This window comes from Arthrobacter crusticola, assembly GCF_004357995.1.
In the GTDB taxonomy this organism is placed as follows: Bacteria; Actinomycetota; Actinomycetes; order Actinomycetales; family Micrococcaceae; genus Arthrobacter_D; species Arthrobacter_D crusticola.
Genome location: NZ_SMTK01000001.1, coordinates 781,092 through 798,965, shown reverse-complemented (window position 1 = coordinate 798,965; position 17,874 = coordinate 781,092). Strand labels below are relative to the sequence as shown.

The window sequence follows — 17,874 nt, the reverse complement described above, 5'->3', positions numbered from 1 at the left end:
CGGACGTGCCGCCGCTGCGGCGGTACCGCCTATAGAGCACCAAATCCATAGCTGCGGTGCCGAGTGCGCCAGCCAGCAAACCGACACCCGCGTTTCTGACCAATCTCATGATTCTGCCTCCTTTATCGTCTGCACGATGAAAGCCGGGTACCAATCGGGGCAACTCTAGTCTGCATCACCGCTCCGAGACTCAAGCAAGCGGTGTTAGACGGCCGTCGCTACCTCGCGGTCGCGGGGTAGCGACGACCGCGGACGACCACGTGTGGTCGTCGATGACGGACGGCACCAAACAACTCCGACGTTAACCCGGCCGCGCCTCGAAAACTAGGCGTCCCTGGGTGCGGCAGAGCCGCGGTAGGTGAGTTTGCGCAGTGCCAGCTCGGCCGGTCCGCGCAGGCCGCGGCGCTCCACGGCAACGGCAAGGACAACAGTGGCCGCCCACACCGCGGCGGCGTAGACGAGGACGGACCAGCTGGAGAGCTGAGCGCCGAGGCCCAGTCCCCAGGCAGCGAGTACCGGACCCCATGCGAGGGATTGGACGAGGTACCCGCTCATGGAGCGCCGGCCAAGGGCAGAGACCCAGCGGACGGGGCCGCCGGCTGGGGCGGACCCCCGGGACACGCGGTGCGCGATGAGGCCGAACAGTGCGGCGTAGCCGATGCCGGTAAAGGTACCTGCAAAGAGGCTGATGTGTTGGACGACGGCGTCGGGGGCGATATCGATGACGCCGGTGTGCTGAAGCGCCAGGGCGGCGCCCGTCGCCCAGCCGGCGGCGATGCCCCCTACGGCTAGCCGCCGCAGGAGCACAAGGTGTTCACCAGGGTTGTCCAGAATCCGGTGCCGTGAGGCAAGCACGCCCATCAGGAACGCCGCCGGGAGTGAAACGCCCGCCAGGCTGCCAATCAGGACAGCGATCCAGGCGGGGAACCGTTCGAGCACCGAGATCAGGTAGTTCGGTTCAGCGATGCTGAGAAGCTGAAGGTCTTGGGGATTGGTTGCTGGCTGCCCGGTGGTGACCGTGGACGCCAGTGCGCCCACGAGCCCAAAGACGGCGGTGAGTGCCAGCAGCACGCCGATCCAGATTTTCAAGGTGCGGTCCGTCCGGTCGAAGAAGAGCGGGACCATGATCAGCCCAATCAGACCGTACGAACCGATAATGTCTCCTTGCCACAGCAGGGCCGCATGGACGGCGCCGAAGGCGATCATCCACCAGTGGCGCCGGCGCAGGAGGCGCCTGGCATCGGCGGGGCTGGTGCCTTTGGCGGTCTGGCGGGCATACATCTGGCCGATCCCGTAGGCAAACAGGAATCCGAACATGGTGTAGACGCGGGCATCGACCACCATCAGGGTAAACCCCTGGGCAAGGCGATCCGCCATGTTGCCGATGACGGGGTGGATGCCTATGGTCCCGATGGGTGCGGCATAGAGGAAGTAGGGGGCGTGTGCCAGGGCGATGAGCAGCAGCATGACGCCACGTGCGAGGTCGGGCGCCAGAGACCTCGCCTTCAGCGGAGTAGGGTGCACTATGACCAGCGTTCGGTGCCCCTGCCCCTCACCCCCGGAATCTCTTTCAGTCGGTTCGAACCGATTCGTCATGTTTAGTTCCTTCATATGGGATTCATTGATGGGCGCCGGTCGACTTGCCAGTCCCCCGAAGTGGCCCGTGGTTTCGAGTCGAAGCCCGCGGCCGGCGCTTCCGAACACGGCCGCAATTCCAAGCGGAATGCTTCGCCGGAGAGGCAGCGGGATGGCAGGTTCGCAGGTGTCAAAGCGTTGCGTCGGAGGAGGGACTTCCAGCAACGGTTGCAATAGCTGCGGGGCATCCAGGCCGACGCCGACGACCAGGACGGTCAGCGCCACAACTCCACTCCACCGGGGAAACAGTGTGGGGGAAGCTTGCGGCGTCCACCGCGCGTGCACGAACTCGATTAGAAACCATGTTCTTACAACCGAGTCAAACTTCAGATGCTTCGGCACTTCCGGCAGGCCTGCCGCGCGCCATAGTCATTGCGTGCACGCCGCCCGAGCACCGGCATCACAGGGTGGACGGGCCTAGGGGGCGGGTCCGGCCCCGCCTCGAGGCGCGCTTCACAGGATCCTTCTCCTATGGGCTTTCTCACGCCCACGGGGGCAACAGGATCCACTCAGCCGGTTGCATACTGCCTCATCACCAACATGTAAAGCTCAGCGCAGGTGCACCACCTCGTGAACCGACGGCTGCGGAGCGGCGCCGCTCCAAAATCTGTCTCAGGCGTGGTGTCTTGTGTTCAGCGGACAGGGAGGGCGCTAAGTCCCATGTCGGCGATCGCGAGGAGTTCGGTGGTGGTTCCTCCATCGCGCGCGTGCTGCCATGCCGTTGTGAACAGCCATGATGTAGTCGGCAATCTGCCCGGGGTCAGGCCCTTCTGGGGCTTCGCCCTCGTGGGCGGCGGGTCCACCGCCACCCTGTGCTGGTGGACCGGTTTCGTTAATAGCGGGGGCGGCGCCGCCGTATTTTTCGTCGTTCCTGTTCTCGTGACGCTCTGAACGTTCCTGGCCGCGCGTGGGCGCAGACCGCGTGCGCCCAAACATCTCCAGAAGCATAAGCCGAGATTCCATAGCGGGCGGTTTCTCGGGCGGATGAGGAAGTGTATTGGCGTGCCGCGGGGGTGTTTCTGGTGGTACAGAAAGTTCTCGGTGGTGAGTGTAACTTCTCGGGGGTTGGCGGACACTACAGGGTATGGGGGAAATGAATCCTGACGACGGCGGCCTGTGGTCGCGCAGCCTGACCGGTGACGGCGGGGCGTTCGGCGTGCTGTTCGACCGGCACCGGGACCGGGTGTACCGACACGCGTACCGGTTGGCGCAGAACCGGGCCGATGCCGAGGACGTGAGCGCGGTGGCGTTCCTTGAACTGTGGCGCCTGCGCGCCAAGGTGAGGCTGGTGGAGTGCTCGGTTCTGCCCTGGCTGCTGGTGACCACCACGAACTGCGCGCTGAACCTCCGCCGCTCCACCCGGCGCTACGAGGTTCTGCTCAAATCTCTTCCGCACGGCACGGTGGCAGCGGACCCGGCGGAGACCTACCTGCAGGAGAACCCCCTGCACGGGGTGGACGATCACCTCGCCGCCGCGCTGCGGGCACTCAAGCCCGTGGACCTGCAGCTGATCACCCTGGTGGCGCTCGAGGGCTACGACATTGCCGCGGCGGCGGCGGTCCTGCGGCTGAGCCCGGAGGCGGCGAAAACCCGGCTGCACCGGGCCCGGCAGCGCCTGCGTCAGGACCTGCCCGCCCCCGCCGCACCACGTGCGCTCACACTCTCCGAGGAGGGACGATCATGAATCTCGAACGAATGGACGACACCTTCGGCCAGGGTCTGCGAACCGTCCTGGTCAAGCAGGTGAATGAAGCCCCGCCGGCCCATGTGCGGTGGCACCGCTGGTGGGTCGGTGCCGGAATTTTCGCCGGCGTCGGGCTGGTCGGGGGAGTGGGGGCGGCCACCGCCGGGTTTTTCACGGAGCCCGGGGGTGACATCGTCACCCAGGTGGGATCTCCCACCTCCGGTACCTACACCGGTAGCCACACATTCGACCTGGGAACGGCGCCGGAGGGCGCCACCCATTTCACAGTGAAACTGATCTGTCTCAGCGGCGCCGGCACTCTATCCATGGACGACGGTGGGTTCATTACCTGCCCCGGGGATCAGAACGGCACCAGTCAGCCTCAACCAATTGCCCTGATCGACGGCGAGCGCAGCACCAAGATTCGTGCCAGCGAACCGGGCGTCACCTACACGGCACAGCTGACCTATGTGACCCGGACGGAGACCGAGTGGGCGGTCAACGAGAGCGGGGACACCTATGGTGCTGTCAACGACCGGGGCGAGCCGGACCTGCTCGCGGTCATCGCCACCAACGGGAAACCTGGCTACGCCTACTCACAGGACCTTCGGGGACCGGAGATCAACAACCCCCAGGAAGCCATAAAGTACATGGAAACCATGAAGGGAACCACGCTCATGGTTCCCGTGTACGAATCAGATGGAGAAACCGTCATTGGTGAGTTCCAGGCGGGAAGCTGGTAAGGGTGGTTTGGTCCAACGCTTGCTGCAGTCTCAACGGATGCTGCCCCGTACAAGGCGTTGAGGCGGTCCGCACGGCCCGGTATCCAATATCAGCCAGTTCCAGGGATCCCTGCAAGCCCGGGTAGAAGAAGAGCCCGAGGGTGAACAGCCCGCCTTTCATCGCGCCCCACGAATCGTGCTCCATCGGCACCTCTGGCATCAGGAGCACACCGCGCGTCGATGCCGACAGGTGATCCGAAAGTTTGAACGCGAGCCCCGGGGTGCAGCCGATGCCCGTGAAGTATGCACCGAACTGTCCCCGGTCCTCCGCCACGGCTGGTTCACCACGGTGTCGATCAACTCCACGATCACATGACCCTGAAGGAATTTGGCATCGTGAAAGGCATGACCCTTTCCTCGCCTTCGCCGATCGCCGAGTTCGCTTTCCCGGGACCGCTGCGGGACAAACTTGTGGCTGCGATCCTGTCCGGCGTGAAAACGCTCGATGCTAGAGACTGAGCGTGCGGTTGAGGACCTGGGCGGCGGTGTCCTGGAGGGACTGGCCGTGCGACCGCGCGTAGTTGCGCAGGCGCGCGAAGGCCTCGCTCATGTCCACGGAGGAAATGTGGGAGATGACACCCTTGGCCTGTTCGATGGTGATGCGAGAGTTGAGGGCCCGTTGGAGCTGATCATTGACGATCTGGCTCTCGCGGAGGCTGCGTTCCTGGATCAGACTGATGGTCGCCACATCGGCCAGCGCCTGGCCGATGGCTGCGTCCTCCGGGGTCAACGCCCCGGGTTCCTCCCCGAACAATCCCATGGCGCCGATGGTGCGGTCGTGGATGCGCAGCGGGACGGCGTGGACTGAGCGAAAGTCCTGATCCAGGGCCGCTTGACGGAAGACTGGCCACCGCCCCTCCAGTGTGGTGATGTCATCGATCGTGACCACGGTCCCGGTCTTGTAGCAGTCGATACACGGGCCTTCACCGGCCTGCAGCTGAAGGACCTCCACTAGCTGGCTTTGCTCGCTGGTCGAGGCGAGCACCTGCAGCTCGCCGAAGGGATCCGCGAGCAAAAGCCCGGCCTCTGCCGCATCGAGAAGCCTCACTGACTCTTCGACGAGGATATGGAGCAGATCCAGGACGTCGTACTGCGTGATGAGGGTCGACGTGAGCTTGAGGAAAGCGGCGCTGACCTGTTCGGGCCGCGTGATTGTCGCCATTGAAGCATTCTAGGTCAGACCCGGCCCATTCGGTGAGGTACCGGAAGGCGGGGTGAAAACGAGGTCCCGGCGGATGACCTGCAGGGCCGTCTCATGAAGGGTCAGCTGGTGTGAAAACGCGTGCCCGCGCAGCAGTAGAAGGGCCTGGGCTGCGCTGACGTTGGCCTGCGCAAGAACCATCCCCGTCGCTTGGTGAATCTCCCTCCGGGAATTGGGTAATGCCACCGATCTCGCCGCAGCACCGGTGGCGGCATTGATGCCGGAAGGGACTATGGCAGGACCACCGGGCTGAGCCTCGCCAAGAGTCCAGCGCAGCAGGGCCCAGGCCGTTTCGCCGGTCAGTACCTCCACGGCGAGTCGCTCGCTGCCGCTCAATGAGCCCGGGGTGGTGCGATACAGCTCGACCACGCCCAGATCAATCGCCCCCACAGTAAGGGGGAAAACAAACAAGGCTGCAACCTCGAGGTCGGCAAGGACCTCGGCAAATGCCGGCCATACCAGATGGGCCTTTCCGCTGAGATCTGGAATCAGGACGGGGAGGCGCGTGCGCACGGCGTCCCAGCGGGGCCCTTCACCCAGATCGAACTGGGCTTCCTCCAGTGTCCGTGCGACCACGTCGGTGGCGGAGAGGAGCGTTTCGGCGGCGGTGGCGGTGAAAGCTGACACCGCCGCGCCGGTCACGTTGGCGCATTCGAGGAATGGCGCACTCATACCGATGCCGGGACCGGCACCGTAACCCTGGCTCCCAACGGGACCGGGTGAGAGCGGTTCACTCATAAGAAGTAACTCTCGGTAGATGACCAGGGATCCGGGGGTGGAGCGGTTTCGCACCGGCGGACCGGACCCGACGGTAGGGCACCAACCTGCCGCCGACCCGCCGAAGGGGAACAGCCCGTCATCCTATACCCCGCCAACCGGGACGCAGGATCGGCCGGCCACCTCAGGAACCCGTTCTCACGGAGATGCGGAAGCATGACGGGAAGCCGGGTGCGTAAAGTGCCCCAGCGCGGCCCTTCACCTAGATCAAATTGTGCCGCCTCCAAGTGCCGGGGGACAGGGTTGGTGGAGGTGGGGAGCGTTTCGGCGGCGGTGGCACCGAAGAGGGATACTGAACCGCCTTTCACATTGCCGCATCTCACGAACGGCGCGCTCAGGCCCGCGCCGGCATCGGCAGAGTTATCCTGCCGCTGGGCGGGGCCAGGGGTTGATGACAGCGGTTCACTCATAGGGAATCACTCTCGGTGGTCCAACAGGAGCGCTCTGGTCCGGTAGCACTCCGTCGGCGGACCGGAGCCCGTCGGGCACCCCGCCACCGAAGATCAGCCGAAGGAGTCAGCCAGCTATTTATATCCACAAACCTGCGGGTGGCGCATCGACGAATATGATCCGGCGGCGGTGCAGAAATTGATCTAGGCTGGTGTTGCTGCCCCAGACCCCGTCAGTGCTAACGACCGGAAACCTCCGGCCGGGTTCAAGACAAGGGGTCAGCACATGCAACCTGGCAGCGAAGCGTCCGGTACCGTCCGGTCCGATGTTCAAGCAGTCCCTGCCCGCGGTGCGCCACGGCAACCGGCCGAGAACCGAAGGGGAAAGGACAAACCAACACGCAGGGTTCAACTGCTGCCCCAAAACAGTGTGGTCGCATCCTACGCCGTGCTGTTGAAAGAGGTACGGGGGGAGGGACTTCTGGTGAGATGCCAGCGTTTCTACCTCACCGTGATGCTGATGTTGATGCTGGCTGTAACGGCCACGGCAGCGGGATTTTTGTTGCTCGGCGATACCTGGTTCCAGCTGATCATCGCCGGCATTCTTGGGATCATCCTCACCCAGTTCGCGTTCTTGGGGCACGAGGCCTCCCACCGGCAGATTTTCGCGTCGCGGGCGGTCAACGACCGGGTTGGGCGTTTCCTTGCCGCCGGGGTGGTGGGCATCAGCTACGCGTGGTGGATCGACAAACACACGCGCCACCATAATGACCCGAATACCGTCGGAAAGGACCCGGACATCGCCATGGGCACGCTGGCGTTCAGGGAGGAAGACGCAGCTCCGCGGACAGGTTTCCAGGCATGGTTCACCCGGCGTCAGGGTTACCTGTTCTTCCCCCTTCTGAGCCTTGAAGGCCTCAACCTCCACGTGCAGTCCATCCGGACCCTCAGCCGGCGTGGAAAGGTCGAGGGCCGGTGGACGGAACTGGTGCTCATTGGTTCACGTTTCGGAGCCTATCTCGGCATATTGTTCTGGTTTCTGCCGGTTGGATTGGCAGTGGCGTTCCTGGGGGTACAACTCGCCGTTTTTGGGATCTACATGGGCGCTTCATTCGCCCCGAACCACAAGGGAATGCCGATGATTCCCAACGACGGAAGCCTCGATTTTTTCCAGCGCCAGGTGCTGACCTCGCGCAACGTGCGCGGGGGTTCCTTCGTCAATACCGCGTTCGGCGGCCTGAACTTCCAGATCGAGCACCACCTGTTCCCCGACATGCCCCGCCCCCACCTGCGCCGGGCCGCGGCGATCGTGCGCGAACACTGCCAGCGCCTCGGCATCACCTACACCGAGGTCGGCGTGGCCCGTTCCTATGCTGCCGTGATCACCCATCTCAACCGGGTCGGCCTCGCTGCCCGGGATCCCTTCGACTGCCCCCTTGCGCACCGCTACCGCCGCCGCTAAGCAGGGGCGCACGACGGCTGGAAGCGGAAATCTGATCCAAAACACAGGAGCCGGGCATTCCTCACCGAACCGTCCTCCCAACCCGACTCCAAGGACCGACCCGTGGATCTTCACCAGCCGGATCCTCCCCTTGACAGCTCATCGACAGCACCGCAGGCTGGAACCGTTACCCCGGACCCTGGTAGCTCCCCTTTCCACACGGCCACTCCAGGGAGTCCTTATGACATCGGGAGCAGAATCTTCCCTCCCCCGTATTCGCCCTCCGGCATACCGGGCCGAAGCTGCGAAGACACAGAGAAGAAACCCGGAACGTCCGGCCGCGGCGCCGTGGACAACATCCGGACCGGTGCGGTGGGTGATCAGGCCGGATACCTCCTCACCGCTCACGGGCCCCGGTGACCGGCACGTCACGATCACTACCGCCCGGGCACGGACAGACGCACCGCATGAGGGGCCCCCGCCCGGACACATATCGTCGGAACCACAGGTGCCCGAACCCGACCAAGCCCTGCCCCCGTCCGGGCTGCAGCACCGCTCCGGCACACAGGTGAGCTCGCTGCACCTGCTCGATCAAATCGAGTCCGCCCAGGTGAAGGCGGGCGCCTTTCTACCGCCCGGTCGTCCCGCCGAACTCGGCTGAATCCCCGGGTCCGTTCCCGCGGTCCGGACGACTATTACGCTGCCCCGGCAGTGAAAGAGGACACATCGTGGGGTCAATGCCGGGTGATTACCCGCTGACGACCCCCTAACGGCGCTCCGGCCGGATCATCAGGCGCGATCCGCCGGGAAGCCTGCGACCGCCTGACCCCTGACTCACGTTTCAGCTACAACTCCCGTGGAACCCGATCCGAAGAGGGCGTGGACCGGCCCCGGACACGGCACCCGGCACTATCGCCACCCTTATCCGAAATGCTGGCGAACTGCAGCCGGGGTGGGACCACCGCCACCGGCCCGGGTCCCACCCCCGCAGGAGCTCCTGGCAACTGAAAGGGAAAAACGATGAAACCCAGCTCCAAAAGGAACGATGTGCAGCAGTGGTCCACCCGCCACTTGCTGAACGACGCAGCACTTAGGGTGTCCCACATTTGGGATGAGCGTCTTGCCCACCTAGGCATCACCTACGACTCGGTGCCCGTGCTGCAGGAACTGGCCGGCTGGGGGGCTATGCGCTCTGAGGAGCTGGCCGTGCGGCTGCACTTTCGCGATCGGGAGTTGGAGGACATACTGCAGTGCCTCGAAGACCGGGGCCTGATTGACCGCGGCGGTGCCGAGGACCCAGGGAACCATATCCGGCTCACATCCGGCGGATCGATCGTCCTCACCACGGCCGAAAATGTACAGAACTACTTTGATGGTTCCGACGCGCACCTCTTGGCCGGACTGCGCACCGACCTTCGAACCATCCTCCGCAATCAGTCCATCGGGCGTTGAACCGGGCTCCAGACGGCCGCGAACCGCTCCCGAGAGGGCGGTGTCGGTCCTGGGAATGCGGACCCGGCGAAGCAGTCTTGAGAACATCCAACCCAAGATGAAGGTTCTGGCCGTCGCCCCAACGCGCGACGAGCCCCCGCCTGCGTGCGAGCCGGCGAAGAGGTCGCTGCGGTCCGATCCGCACATCTGGCCCGCTGCTTGACCACTGGTACCAGACTATGAATCCCCGGCTCGCCGCACGACGGAAAACCATACTCCGCCGTTGCCCTTGAACTCCCGCTGGTTCCGGGGACGCCCGGGCGGCGGGCACCGGACCTTTGGGCGGGTTGAGAATGGGAACATCACGGCGCCCGAAAAAGTTAACCACGGTGAACGATGAGTCACGCGCAGGGAAGGAGGCGTGAACATGAGGACGCGGGGCGCCGGCCCTGCCGGCAGTGGTGTTCCCGGTGGGGTAGGGGATGTTGGGATGTTGGCCCCGGGGCTCCGGCACCCGTGGAGCCGGTATGTCGCCCTGGGGGATTCCTTCACCGAAGGGGTGGGCGACCCCGACCCAGGCAGCCCCGGCGGCGTGCGGGGGTGGGCAGACCGTGTCGCTGAGGAACTGGCCACGGGCCGGCAGGATTTTGCCTACGCGAACCTGGCCGTCCGGGGCCTGCTGCTGAAGCAGATCCTTGAGCAGCAGACCGGCCCGGCACTGGCGCTGGAACCGGATCTCATTACTCTGTCGGCAGGCGGAAACGACATGGTGTTCCGCGACAGCGACCCGGATAAGCTGGCCGACCGGCTCGACGCGGGCGTTGGAGCGCTCAGCTCATCCGGGGCCACGATCGTGCTGTTCACCGGACCGGATTGGGGCTCGACCCCGGTGCTGGGCCGCAACCGCGCGAAGGTGGCCCTGTTCAACGAGAACATCCACGCCATCGCCTCCCGCCACGGTGCGCTTACCGCCGAGCTGTGGTCCCTCCGGCAGCTCGAAGACCGGCGGATGTGGGACCCGGACCGGCTGCATCTGTCACCGCTGGGCCATTACACGGTGGCCCGCGCCGTCCTCGACGTCCTCCAGGTCCCGCATGTGCTGCCGCCGCTGGATCCCGGGCAACACACTCACAGCACCTGGCGTCAGGCCAGGGCCGGGGACCTGCAGTGGACCAGGACCTACCTCATCCCCTGGGCGTGGGGACACCTGCGCCCAGGCACCCTCGAGCCCCACCCCCGTGCCAAACGCCCCGAGGCAGGACCGGTACGAACCCATCACAACCCTGCCCCGGTCCGCAGCCGGGCGTGACCAACCTAATGGCCGGCCAGACCTAGGACGGGCCGGACGGCGGGAAGAGGTGGGGGTGCTGGCCTGCCAGGTCGGGGTCCGCATAGATGTGCAGGCGGCTGATGAGGGTGCCGCGGAATTCGAAGACATTGCACATCCGGCCTTCGCTCCGGGAATCCGCAGGGAAGGGCGTGCCATCGGCCAGCGTCCCGGTCTCGATCCCTTCAATGACCACCCGGTTGCCGGACTGGGTGACCTTCATGAACTGCTCATCGTGGTGGAACCGGGAGACCGCAGTGGTCAGGGCCTGGACCAGGTGGACGAGCCCCTCCGTCCCCTTCACGGTGCCGAACTGCGGGTAGTACGCCTGCACATCGTCGGTGAACATGCCGAGGAGGGATGTGTCCCCGGCGTCGACTTTCTGGAAATACTCCTTGGCGAGCTGGACCAGCCGGTCGCCGGAGGGCTCCTGAGCGGATCCTGCGCTGGAATCTGTCATGCTCGATTGTCGGGTGCTTCCCTGGGCGGTGCAAGAGCGGCGGGCACCCGGGGCCCGGCCCGGCGGGCGGTGGGGGCACCGTAATTCACGCGATGACGCTGAAGTGAGCCCAGCATCCGCCCGGGGTTTCGTTCGAGTCGATGACGCCCCAGCCTTCTTGATCACTCCAGAACCGGACGTTCCCCTGGGTGCCCATCGGGCCAGGCTAGGCCGCTGACAGGCACGGCACCAATGGGGCCGCGGCCGAGCGCGCCGGATCGATGGGGAGTCTCTAGTCCTGATCCTAGAAAGCATGCGGAACGTTCGGGTAGACCTTCATCGCGCCAAGGCCCACGGGTTTTCGCGGCAGGGAACGCTACCCCGTACTGGTGGTGCTCACAGCGGACGTCCCGGTCGGGGCGGTCCCTTGTGGGTCGTCAGCCGAGGATGGACAGGGCCCGCGGGATGCTGTCGATCGTGATGTCGGTGCTGGTTTCGACGGATTTCACTTCGCCGTCGAGCTGGTACGGCATGGGCTTAAGTGTAGAGAAGCGGTATTGGGTGTAGCTGGGCTGATCGCCCAGGCCCTTGGTGGTGGCGCGCAGGGCGGTGAGCAGGATCCTCCATTTGGCCATGTGCGGGAAAATGATGACCTCGAATTTCCCGTCCGCCGGGTGGTCGTCGGCTTCGCTGAGGGTAGCGTACTTGGCCATCTGGGAGATGTTCGCGAATACGAGGCTGTCGAATCTCCGGCGTTTGCCGTCGCTTTGGCGGATTTCAAAGGGCTTGAACTTCGAGAAGGTGCGCACGACGGAGAACATTTCCTTAAGGGCGCCCTTGCTGCCTTTTTCCAGGTCGATGGCCATCACCGGGGTGAGCCCGAACCCGATATACGAGTGCGCGTACACCGGGGCCGTGTCGACCCTGTCTATGCTGATCCGTAGCAGGTCGATCCGGCGCACCTGTCCTTCGAGAATCGCTTCGGCCAGGGGTTTGCGGCCGGTAACGCGGCTATGGTCGTTCGCGTTGCCTGCGGCCAGGACCGCACACACGGCGTCGTCGCTTCCGCTGCCCATAACCCCGTTGACGACCTCGTTATAGCCGCCGTCGCCGCTGACGGACACGATGAGGGCGTTGGGCGCAGACGCTGCCTTCCGCGCCAGCTCCACTGCGTGGCCGGCGTGTTCGGTGGGTTGCAGACGGACCTCGGTCCCGGGCAGTGCGGGCACCAGCTCGTCGCGGAGTTCCCCGGCAAGCTTGGGGGCGTCCCCGGTGCTGTTCGGGTTGAAGATGATGGTGATTGTGTCGAACCTGTGTGGTGTGTTCATGGGTCTACCTTTTGTTGTTCGCTGGACGTTATCGGAGTACGCGGTGACGCCTCCCCGTATCGTAGGCGGGGCCTCTACTGACGGCAGCAGGGTGAGATGTTGTCGGTGCGGCGGTTGCGGTCCCGGGCGCTGAGTCCTAGGCGGCTTCAGGTTCATCGAGGCGGTCCGCAGTGTCGGCAAGAAAGGTCATAATCCGCTCGGCGACAGTCCCGGCGGTGCTGTGGTGCACGCCGTGGAAGGCGCCCTCAACCTCCACCAGTTCCCCGTCGAGGGCAGTCTCTGCCAGCGCGCGGGACCAGGCAGATCCGGCAACAAGGTCGCGGGCGCCGCGCATGAGAAGAACCGGCTGCTCCACCAAGGGAAGTCGATCCTCGAGGGGATATTTCATGGCCACCCCCAGCTCGGCGAGATACCAGCGTGGGCCGCAGCGCAGCATGTCGGTGAACTGGATGGCATTCAACGACGGCTTCTCCAGCGCGTTATTCACTGCAAGGGTCAGTGCCTGCTGGGGGACGGTGCGCCGGCCTGCGTCGACGGCCGCGCCGATCAGGACCAGCTGCGAGACCAGTCCGGGGCGCTCGAGGGCCAGTTCGGTGGCGCTCTGGACCCCCATGGAATGCCCGATCACCACGCAGGAAGATACCCCCATTTCGTCCAGAAGGTCCCCGACAATTTCCGCTTTCGCGGCGTTGGGCATCGCGGCCGTTGGGGTTATGGTCCGCCCGGCGCCGGGCAGGTCGAGCAGGACCACCCGTCCGTGGGCTGACAGCTGGTCCCCGAGGCGTTGGAGGTATCGGTGGGACATGCCGATGCCGTGGGTGAGCACGAATACGGGAACCGTTAGCTCGTACGCCCCGGCGTTCGTAGCGGCGTGTGCTTCGGGCCGGTGCGGGATGAGGTGGGCCCTGGCCTGCCGGTCTCCGGCGGTGAGGCTTATCCGCCGGGGTGTGTGCTCCGGCCGGGCCTGCGGGCTTCCCGCGTACTGCACGGTGGTCACCCGTCGGGGCGAGGATAGGCCGCGGGAGGGCGCCGTGTGCGAGACAGAGGCGTGCGGGTCTTCTTCGATGAACCGGGTGATGGCTGCGCCAACGGCCGCAGCACCTGCCCGGTGTGCGGCGTGGGCCTGTCCCGGTATCTCCGCGAGGCGACTCTGCCGGGAGGCGTCGGCAAGCCGGGCACACCAGTCCCGGCGGGCGATCGGGTCGCTGGTGCCCCGGATGATCAGGACGGGCCGGGTCATCAGGGGAAGCCGCTGGTCGAGCCGGTACTTGAGCATGACGGGCAGTTCGGTAAAGTACCAGGGCAGTCCGCACCGGGCGTAGGCGCCGACGGCAAGCAGTGTGGTCATGGGGCGCTCCAGGAGCGTGTCCAGGCCCAGGTACAGGGTGTGTGTTAAGGCCGACGCGCGAACCGGGTCGGTGACTGGTCCGATGAGCACCACCCGGGCGGCCAGGTCTGGGCGCCGTATGGCAAGTTCGGTGACCAGCTGGGCCCCCATGGAGTGACCGATGAGGGTGCAGGAGCGCAGCTGCGCGGTATCCATGGCCTCGGCAATGACGTGGGCGTAGTCTCCGACGCTGAGTCTGCGGCCGGGCTTGGGTGTACCCCCAAAACCGGGAAGATCCAGTATATGGGTTTCCCCAACGGCGCCCAGTTCCCTCTGAAGCCCTGCGAAATAGCGGTGGGACATTCCCAGGCCGTGGATCAGGACGAATACGGGCGCCCCCGGGACCGGTATCGCCGGGCGGGAGGAATGTAGGCGGTAGGCCGGTGCGTGGGCCGTGTCCCGGCCGGACGGTGCCGCGGTTGCAGGGATCACCGGGCCGGGAGGAGTGCTGCAGTGGGATGCGGACATCCGGTGCCGAAGAGCGGTTCGGAGCCGGGTGAAACTGACCCGCTTTGGGCTGAGGCGCCGGGCGCGCCGGTCGCGTTGGCCGGCGGTGGAGGGCTTAGGTGTGGCGGGGCTCATGGGCGGCGGTACTTGTTGACCATGGGGCAGTCGAAGGGGTCGCGGGCGGCGAGGCCGACCCGGTTGAGGTAGGACACCACGGCGGCGTAGGAGGCTCCGACGCCGACTTCGGTGTAGGGGACCTTGAGACGTTCGCAGTGCTCGCGCACGATCACCGCGGCCCGGCGCAGGTGCGGGCGGGGCATGTCGGGGAAGAGGTGGTGTTCGATCTGGAAGTTCAGGCCGCCGAAGGCGTTGTTCACGAACGCTCCGCCGCGGATATTGCGCGAGGTCAGGACCTGCTTCTGGAAGAAGTCGAGCTTGCTGTCCTCGGGCACGATCGGCATGCCCTTGTGGTTCGGGGCGAACGAGGCGCCCATGTAGACGCCGAACACGGCCAGCTGCACGCCGAGGAAGGCGAACGCCATGCCCACGGGCAGGAACCAGAAGAGGATGCCCAGGTAGGCGGTGAAGCGCACCGCGAGCAGGGCGATCTCGACCCAGCGGCCGGTGACGGTGCCGCGGCGGAACAGGGTTCCGAAGGAGCGGGCGTGCAGGTTCAGGCCCTCCAGGGTGAGCAGGGGGAAGAACAGGTAGCCCTGGCGGCGGGTGATCCAGGCCTGCAGGCCCCGGGCCTTGGCGGCGTCCTCCTCGAGGAAGGAGATGGTGTCGACCTCGATGTCGGGGTCCTTGCCGCGGGTGTTGGGGTCGTTGTGGTGGCGGGTGTGCTTATCGATCCACCAGGCGTAGCTGATGCCGACCACGCCGGCGGCGAGCACCCTCCCGGACCAGTCGTTGGCGCCGCGGGTCTTGAAGATCTGGCGGTGGGAGGCCTCGTGGGCCAGGAACGCGGTCTGGGTCAGGACCACTCCAAGCGCCGCGGCGATCAGCAGCTGGAACCAGGTGTCCCCGAGCAGGGCGAAGCCGGTCCAGGCCGCGCCCATGGCCAGGGCCAGCAGGGCGAACACCGAGACGTAGAAGCGCCGGCGCCGGGTCAGCAGGCCCTCCTTGCGGACCTGCTTCAACAGGACCGAATAGGACGCAACAACGTCATTGGGCTTGGCGATCCGGACTTTGCGCTTCACCGGTTCTGCGATGGTGTCACTCATGGGCTGATCCTCAGAAAGGTTGTCGACATTGATCCGCCCGGGCGTGGAACCGGCGCCCGGTGAAAGCGGTGTTCCCCCTGCGCGGGCCGGAGCCTGTGCAGGGGGAACACTTCACGGTGGTGCTTAGGAGTTGGTGTAGTGCTCGCGGCTGCCTGACTTGGCCAGGCCGCGGGAGACCATGTAACCGATGGTCAGGAAGGTGATGAGCTTCATGGCGTCGAGGGCGTTGAAGACGTCCTGACCTTCTCCGCCGTCGCCGACCACCAGTGCGGTGAGGGCGGTGGCGAGCACGATGGCGATATAGGCGAAGAATTCGGTGGTCTTCGTCGAGGCCTTCGTCTCGGTCGAGCGGCGGTCAGCGACCGCCAGGTTGCCGTTGTGGGTGTCGGCGGGGTGGCTGTAACCGTTGTTGTTGTTGCTGTTCGACATGGTGAATCTCCTTCAAGAAGTGTGAATGGTGAGACCGGTGACGGATCCTGTGGCCCGGAAGGCGGGATCACGTATCGGGATAGGGAGCTCGGGAGCCGCGGTTTGCTCCACAGCGTTGCTCTACACCGTAGACTCTACGGTGTAGATTGAGAGATAGCAAGTCGGCTTACTAGATGGTGGATAGTTATGGTTTCAATGAACCGGCGCGACCCTGTTCCGCAGGACGTGCCTGGAGATGCTGCCACCCCGGGAACGGACGGCAGGGGAAAGCGGCGGAGCCCGTTGACTAGCCAAATCGTGCTGCAGGCCGCGCTCGAGCTGGTCGATGTGGAGGGACTCGAGGCCCTGTCGATGCGCCGCCTCGGACACAAGCTCGACAGGGACCCAATGGCGCTCTACCGATACGCGGCCAACCGGGACGCGCTGCTTGATGGTCTGACCGAGCTACTGCTGGATCAATGGGTGATCTCCGGGGCCGGGCCTGGGGACGCAGACTGGCCCTGGCAGGATCAGCTGCGTCAGGCCGCCCACGGATTCCGTCTCCTGGTACTGCAGCACCCCCACGTAATGCCGCTTCTGGTGACCCGCCCGTTGTCCACTCCTCTGGGGTTGCGGCCGCTGGGGGCGCTACGTCCCCTCGAGCAGCTCCTCGCAGTGTTCACCCGGGCCGGCTTCGGACCCTCCGGGGCCCTCCACGCCTACCGTGCCTACTACGGCTTCCTGATCGGCCACGTGATCAATGAGCTCGAGGAGTTCGTCGTCAATCCCGACGAGGACGACACAGGACTTCGGCTGGGCCTGCACCGGCTGCCCGCGAAGGACTTCCCCCACCTGCGCCGCCTCGCCTCCCAGCTGCTGGACTACGATGGCCAAGCCGAACTCGACCAGGGCATCACCATCGTCCTCCGTGGCCTCCAGTCACAGCTCGAGAGCCCTGCGGGCCCCCAATAACGACCGAAGCTCCCGCCTCCGAAGAAACGGGAGCCTTCTCCCACATCAGGTGCGATGCTGCGGAGCACCTGTGCCCAACCGCATGGCATCGAATCGTGCTGGCATGCGGCACGAGGAACCGGTCCCATGCCAGCTGTTTGACCAATGGAACCATATCGGGTTCCTTGCGGGAGGTCGGTGCGACTCAAGTGGAGATTGAGGTGGCGCGATCATCTACTGGCCGATTGGCGGCAAGCTCGGGCGCAACTGCTTGGTCGGTCTCTTGGTTCACTCAGGCTTCATGCTCGCCGCGGTCCTGGCGCTGTTCGGCCTCGCCGGATTTCTTATCCCGGTCGTCGAGCTCCAGCCGCAACTCTTCATTTCGCCCTTCGGTTTCCGGGTCGAGCGATCCGTCCTCGACATACTCGGCGTCCATCTGGCGGTGCACCATGCTGTTGAGCACACTCACCTCGTCGGCCGGAAGGCCGTCCAGATCCTCCGGAAAATCCTCGCTCGGGTCGAGTTTGCTGTCGCCGTTCATTGTTGCCTTTCCTCGAGGATTGTCGTGCTCCTGAGCATACTGCGTGCCTCCTGCGGGCATAGCCCACACAAACCCATATGAAGAAGGCCGATGCCTCCTCCCGGAGATCGTGAAGCGGCTCGTTTATGCCGAGATGGCGCGGGAGGCGGGTGATGCTTCTCATTCCACTCCCCGTCGACGCGTGATGGGGCTGTCCGGCAATGCCTCCAGTCGGGAGATGGGGTGTGGACAGTGTCCACTCTTTGGGTCTCGGACTGGGCCGCACCGGTGCCGGACCCGGCCGGATCGCGGATGTTTTCGGGGGAGTGGCGGAGATTCAGGGGCTGGAGACCGGTTCGAGTCCCACTTCGGGCTCATGTTTCCCCTTTTGCTCTCTGACCGTGGACAATCCGGCGCAATGTGTACGGCCGGAGTGCCGGATCTTGGGGCTGGGTTGGGGTTTCCCTGGGGGCGGGTGCCTCCTTGCTGTCGTGTAGCCCGGGT

16 protein-coding genes are annotated in these 17,874 nt (G+C 65.3%); 7 read left to right on the top strand and 9 right to left on the bottom strand.

Going from position 1 to position 17,874, the window contains the following annotated elements:
• Positions 1–324: 324 nt before the first annotated feature.
• The gene (locus E2F48_RS03815; RefSeq protein ID WP_221411606.1) at positions 325–1,524 is read right to left on the bottom strand and encodes a DUF418 domain-containing protein; all 1,200 of its coding nucleotides are present in this window, start codon (positions 1,522–1,524) and stop codon (positions 325–327) included.
• Positions 1,525–2,719: 1,195 nt separating this feature from the next.
• Here E2F48_RS03815 and E2F48_RS03810 point away from each other — a divergent pair.
• The 3 genes from E2F48_RS03810 to E2F48_RS03800 all read left to right on the top strand — a co-directional run bounded on the left by E2F48_RS03810 (position 2,720) and on the right by E2F48_RS03800 (position 4,560).
• On the top strand, positions 2,720–3,319 hold the full coding sequence (locus E2F48_RS03810; RefSeq protein WP_133402624.1) for an RNA polymerase sigma factor: 600 nt from the start codon (positions 2,720–2,722) through the stop codon (positions 3,317–3,319).
• The gene (locus E2F48_RS03805; protein ID WP_133402623.1) at positions 3,316–4,062 is read left to right on the top strand and encodes a hypothetical protein; all 747 of its coding nucleotides are present in this window, start codon (positions 3,316–3,318) and stop codon (positions 4,060–4,062) included. Before E2F48_RS03810 ends, E2F48_RS03805 begins: the two co-directional genes overlap by 4 nt.
• Positions 4,063–4,413: 351 nt before the next feature.
• Positions 4,414–4,560: a hypothetical protein gene (locus E2F48_RS03800; protein WP_221411619.1), complete on the top strand. Its 147-nt coding sequence runs from the start codon at positions 4,414–4,416 to the stop codon at positions 4,558–4,560.
• Here E2F48_RS03800 and E2F48_RS03795 read toward each other — a convergent pair.
• Together E2F48_RS03795 and E2F48_RS03790 are read right to left on the bottom strand one after the other, a co-directional pair.
• Positions 4,550–5,263 (bottom strand): GAF and ANTAR domain-containing protein, encoded by a 714-nt coding sequence (locus tag E2F48_RS03795; protein ID WP_133402622.1) that lies wholly within the window; start codon positions 5,261–5,263, stop codon positions 4,550–4,552. The two genes, E2F48_RS03800 and E2F48_RS03795, sit on opposite strands and share 11 nt — an antisense overlap.
• Before the next feature lie 9 nt (positions 5,264–5,272).
• Positions 5,273–5,944 carry a GAF and ANTAR domain-containing protein gene (locus E2F48_RS03790; RefSeq protein WP_246018501.1) on the bottom strand — a complete coding sequence of 224 codons (672 nt, stop codon included), beginning with the start codon at positions 5,942–5,944 and terminating at the stop codon, positions 5,273–5,275.
• An 810-nt stretch (positions 5,945–6,754) separates the two neighbouring features.
• Between E2F48_RS03790 and E2F48_RS03785 the strand changes: the two genes are divergently transcribed.
• From E2F48_RS03785 to E2F48_RS03775, 3 genes are all read left to right on the top strand, one after another.
• Positions 6,755–7,930 carry a fatty acid desaturase family protein gene (locus E2F48_RS03785; protein WP_133402620.1) on the top strand — a complete coding sequence of 392 codons (1,176 nt, stop codon included), beginning with the start codon at positions 6,755–6,757 and terminating at the stop codon, positions 7,928–7,930.
• A 999-nt stretch (positions 7,931–8,929) separates the two neighbouring features.
• Entirely contained in the window at positions 8,930–9,361 is a 432-nt protein-coding gene (locus E2F48_RS03780) for a hypothetical protein (RefSeq protein ID WP_133402619.1), read from the top strand.
• 469 nt (positions 9,362–9,830) lie between these two features.
• A complete protein-coding gene (locus tag E2F48_RS03775; RefSeq protein WP_246018500.1) occupies positions 9,831–10,649 on the top strand; it encodes an SGNH/GDSL hydrolase family protein in 819 nt (272 codons plus the stop codon).
• Positions 10,650–10,671: 22 nt separating this feature from the next.
• On the opposite strand, the gene E2F48_RS03770 is transcribed toward E2F48_RS03775, so the two are convergent.
• The 5 genes from E2F48_RS03770 to E2F48_RS03745 form a co-directional block, all read right to left on the bottom strand.
• Entirely contained in the window at positions 10,672–11,127 is a 456-nt protein-coding gene (locus E2F48_RS03770; protein ID WP_133402617.1) for a nuclear transport factor 2 family protein, read from the bottom strand.
• A gap of 416 nt (positions 11,128–11,543) precedes the next feature.
• Positions 11,544–12,434: a diacylglycerol/lipid kinase family protein gene (locus tag E2F48_RS03760; protein ID WP_133402616.1), complete on the bottom strand. Its 891-nt coding sequence runs from the start codon at positions 12,432–12,434 to the stop codon at positions 11,544–11,546.
• A gap of 136 nt (positions 12,435–12,570) precedes the next feature.
• A complete protein-coding gene (locus tag E2F48_RS03755) occupies positions 12,571–14,289 on the bottom strand; it encodes an alpha/beta fold hydrolase (protein ID WP_281274785.1) in 1,719 nt (572 codons plus the stop codon).
• A 110-nt stretch (positions 14,290–14,399) separates the two neighbouring features.
• A complete protein-coding gene (locus E2F48_RS03750; RefSeq protein ID WP_133402614.1) occupies positions 14,400–15,491 on the bottom strand; it encodes a fatty acid desaturase family protein in 1,092 nt (363 codons plus the stop codon).
• A gap of 123 nt (positions 15,492–15,614) precedes the next feature.
• Positions 15,615–15,920, bottom strand: coding sequence for a hypothetical protein (locus E2F48_RS03745; protein WP_133402613.1), 306 nt, complete (start codon positions 15,918–15,920; stop codon positions 15,615–15,617).
• A 195-nt stretch (positions 15,921–16,115) separates the two neighbouring features.
• On the opposite strand from E2F48_RS03745, the gene E2F48_RS03740 reads away from it, so the two are divergent.
• The gene (locus E2F48_RS03740) at positions 16,116–16,871 is read left to right on the top strand and encodes a TetR/AcrR family transcriptional regulator C-terminal domain-containing protein (RefSeq protein ID WP_133402727.1); all 756 of its coding nucleotides are present in this window, start codon (positions 16,116–16,118) and stop codon (positions 16,869–16,871) included.
• Positions 16,872–17,142: 271 nt separating this feature from the next.
• On the opposite strand, the gene E2F48_RS03735 is transcribed toward E2F48_RS03740, so the two are convergent.
• The gene (locus tag E2F48_RS03735; RefSeq protein ID WP_133402612.1) at positions 17,143–17,391 is read right to left on the bottom strand and encodes a hypothetical protein; all 249 of its coding nucleotides are present in this window, start codon (positions 17,389–17,391) and stop codon (positions 17,143–17,145) included.
• Between the last annotated feature and the right edge of the window lie 483 nt (positions 17,392–17,874).

What these genes read in the sequence shown, in the direction of transcription:
- E2F48_RS03810 (WP_133402624.1), top strand. Translation starts at nt 2,720, where the DNA reads ATGGGGGAAATGAATCCTGACGACGGCGGCCTGTGGTCGCGCAGCCTG.
- E2F48_RS03805 (WP_133402623.1), top strand. Translation starts at nt 3,316, where the DNA reads ATGAATCTCGAACGAATGGACGACACCTTCGGCCAGGGTCTGCGAACC.
- E2F48_RS03800 (WP_221411619.1), top strand. Translation starts at nt 4,414, where the DNA reads ATGACCCTGAAGGAATTTGGCATCGTGAAAGGCATGACCCTTTCCTCG.
- E2F48_RS03795 (WP_133402622.1), bottom strand. Translation starts at nt 5,263, where the DNA reads ATGGCGACAATCACGCGGCCCGAACAGGTCAGCGCCGCTTTCCTCAAG.
- E2F48_RS03785 (WP_133402620.1), top strand. Translation starts at nt 6,755, where the DNA reads ATGCAACCTGGCAGCGAAGCGTCCGGTACCGTCCGGTCCGATGTTCAA.
- E2F48_RS03780 (WP_133402619.1), top strand. Translation starts at nt 8,930, where the DNA reads ATGAAACCCAGCTCCAAAAGGAACGATGTGCAGCAGTGGTCCACCCGC.
- E2F48_RS03775 (WP_246018500.1), top strand. Translation starts at nt 9,831, where the DNA reads ATGTTGGCCCCGGGGCTCCGGCACCCGTGGAGCCGGTATGTCGCCCTG.
- E2F48_RS03770 (WP_133402617.1), bottom strand. Translation starts at nt 11,127, where the DNA reads ATGACAGATTCCAGCGCAGGATCCGCTCAGGAGCCCTCCGGCGACCGG.
- E2F48_RS03760 (WP_133402616.1), bottom strand. Translation starts at nt 12,434, where the DNA reads ATGAACACACCACACAGGTTCGACACAATCACCATCATCTTCAACCCG.
- E2F48_RS03755 (WP_281274785.1), bottom strand. Translation starts at nt 14,289, where the DNA reads ATGTCCGCATCCCACTGCAGCACTCCTCCCGGCCCGGTGATCCCTGCA.
- E2F48_RS03750 (WP_133402614.1), bottom strand. Translation starts at nt 15,491, where the DNA reads ATGAGTGACACCATCGCAGAACCGGTGAAGCGCAAAGTCCGGATCGCC.
- E2F48_RS03745 (WP_133402613.1), bottom strand. Translation starts at nt 15,920, where the DNA reads ATGTCGAACAGCAACAACAACAACGGTTACAGCCACCCCGCCGACACC.
- E2F48_RS03740 (WP_133402727.1), top strand. Translation starts at nt 16,116, where the DNA reads ATGAACCGGCGCGACCCTGTTCCGCAGGACGTGCCTGGAGATGCTGCC.
- E2F48_RS03735 (WP_133402612.1), bottom strand. Translation starts at nt 17,391, where the DNA reads ATGAACGGCGACAGCAAACTCGACCCGAGCGAGGATTTTCCGGAGGAT.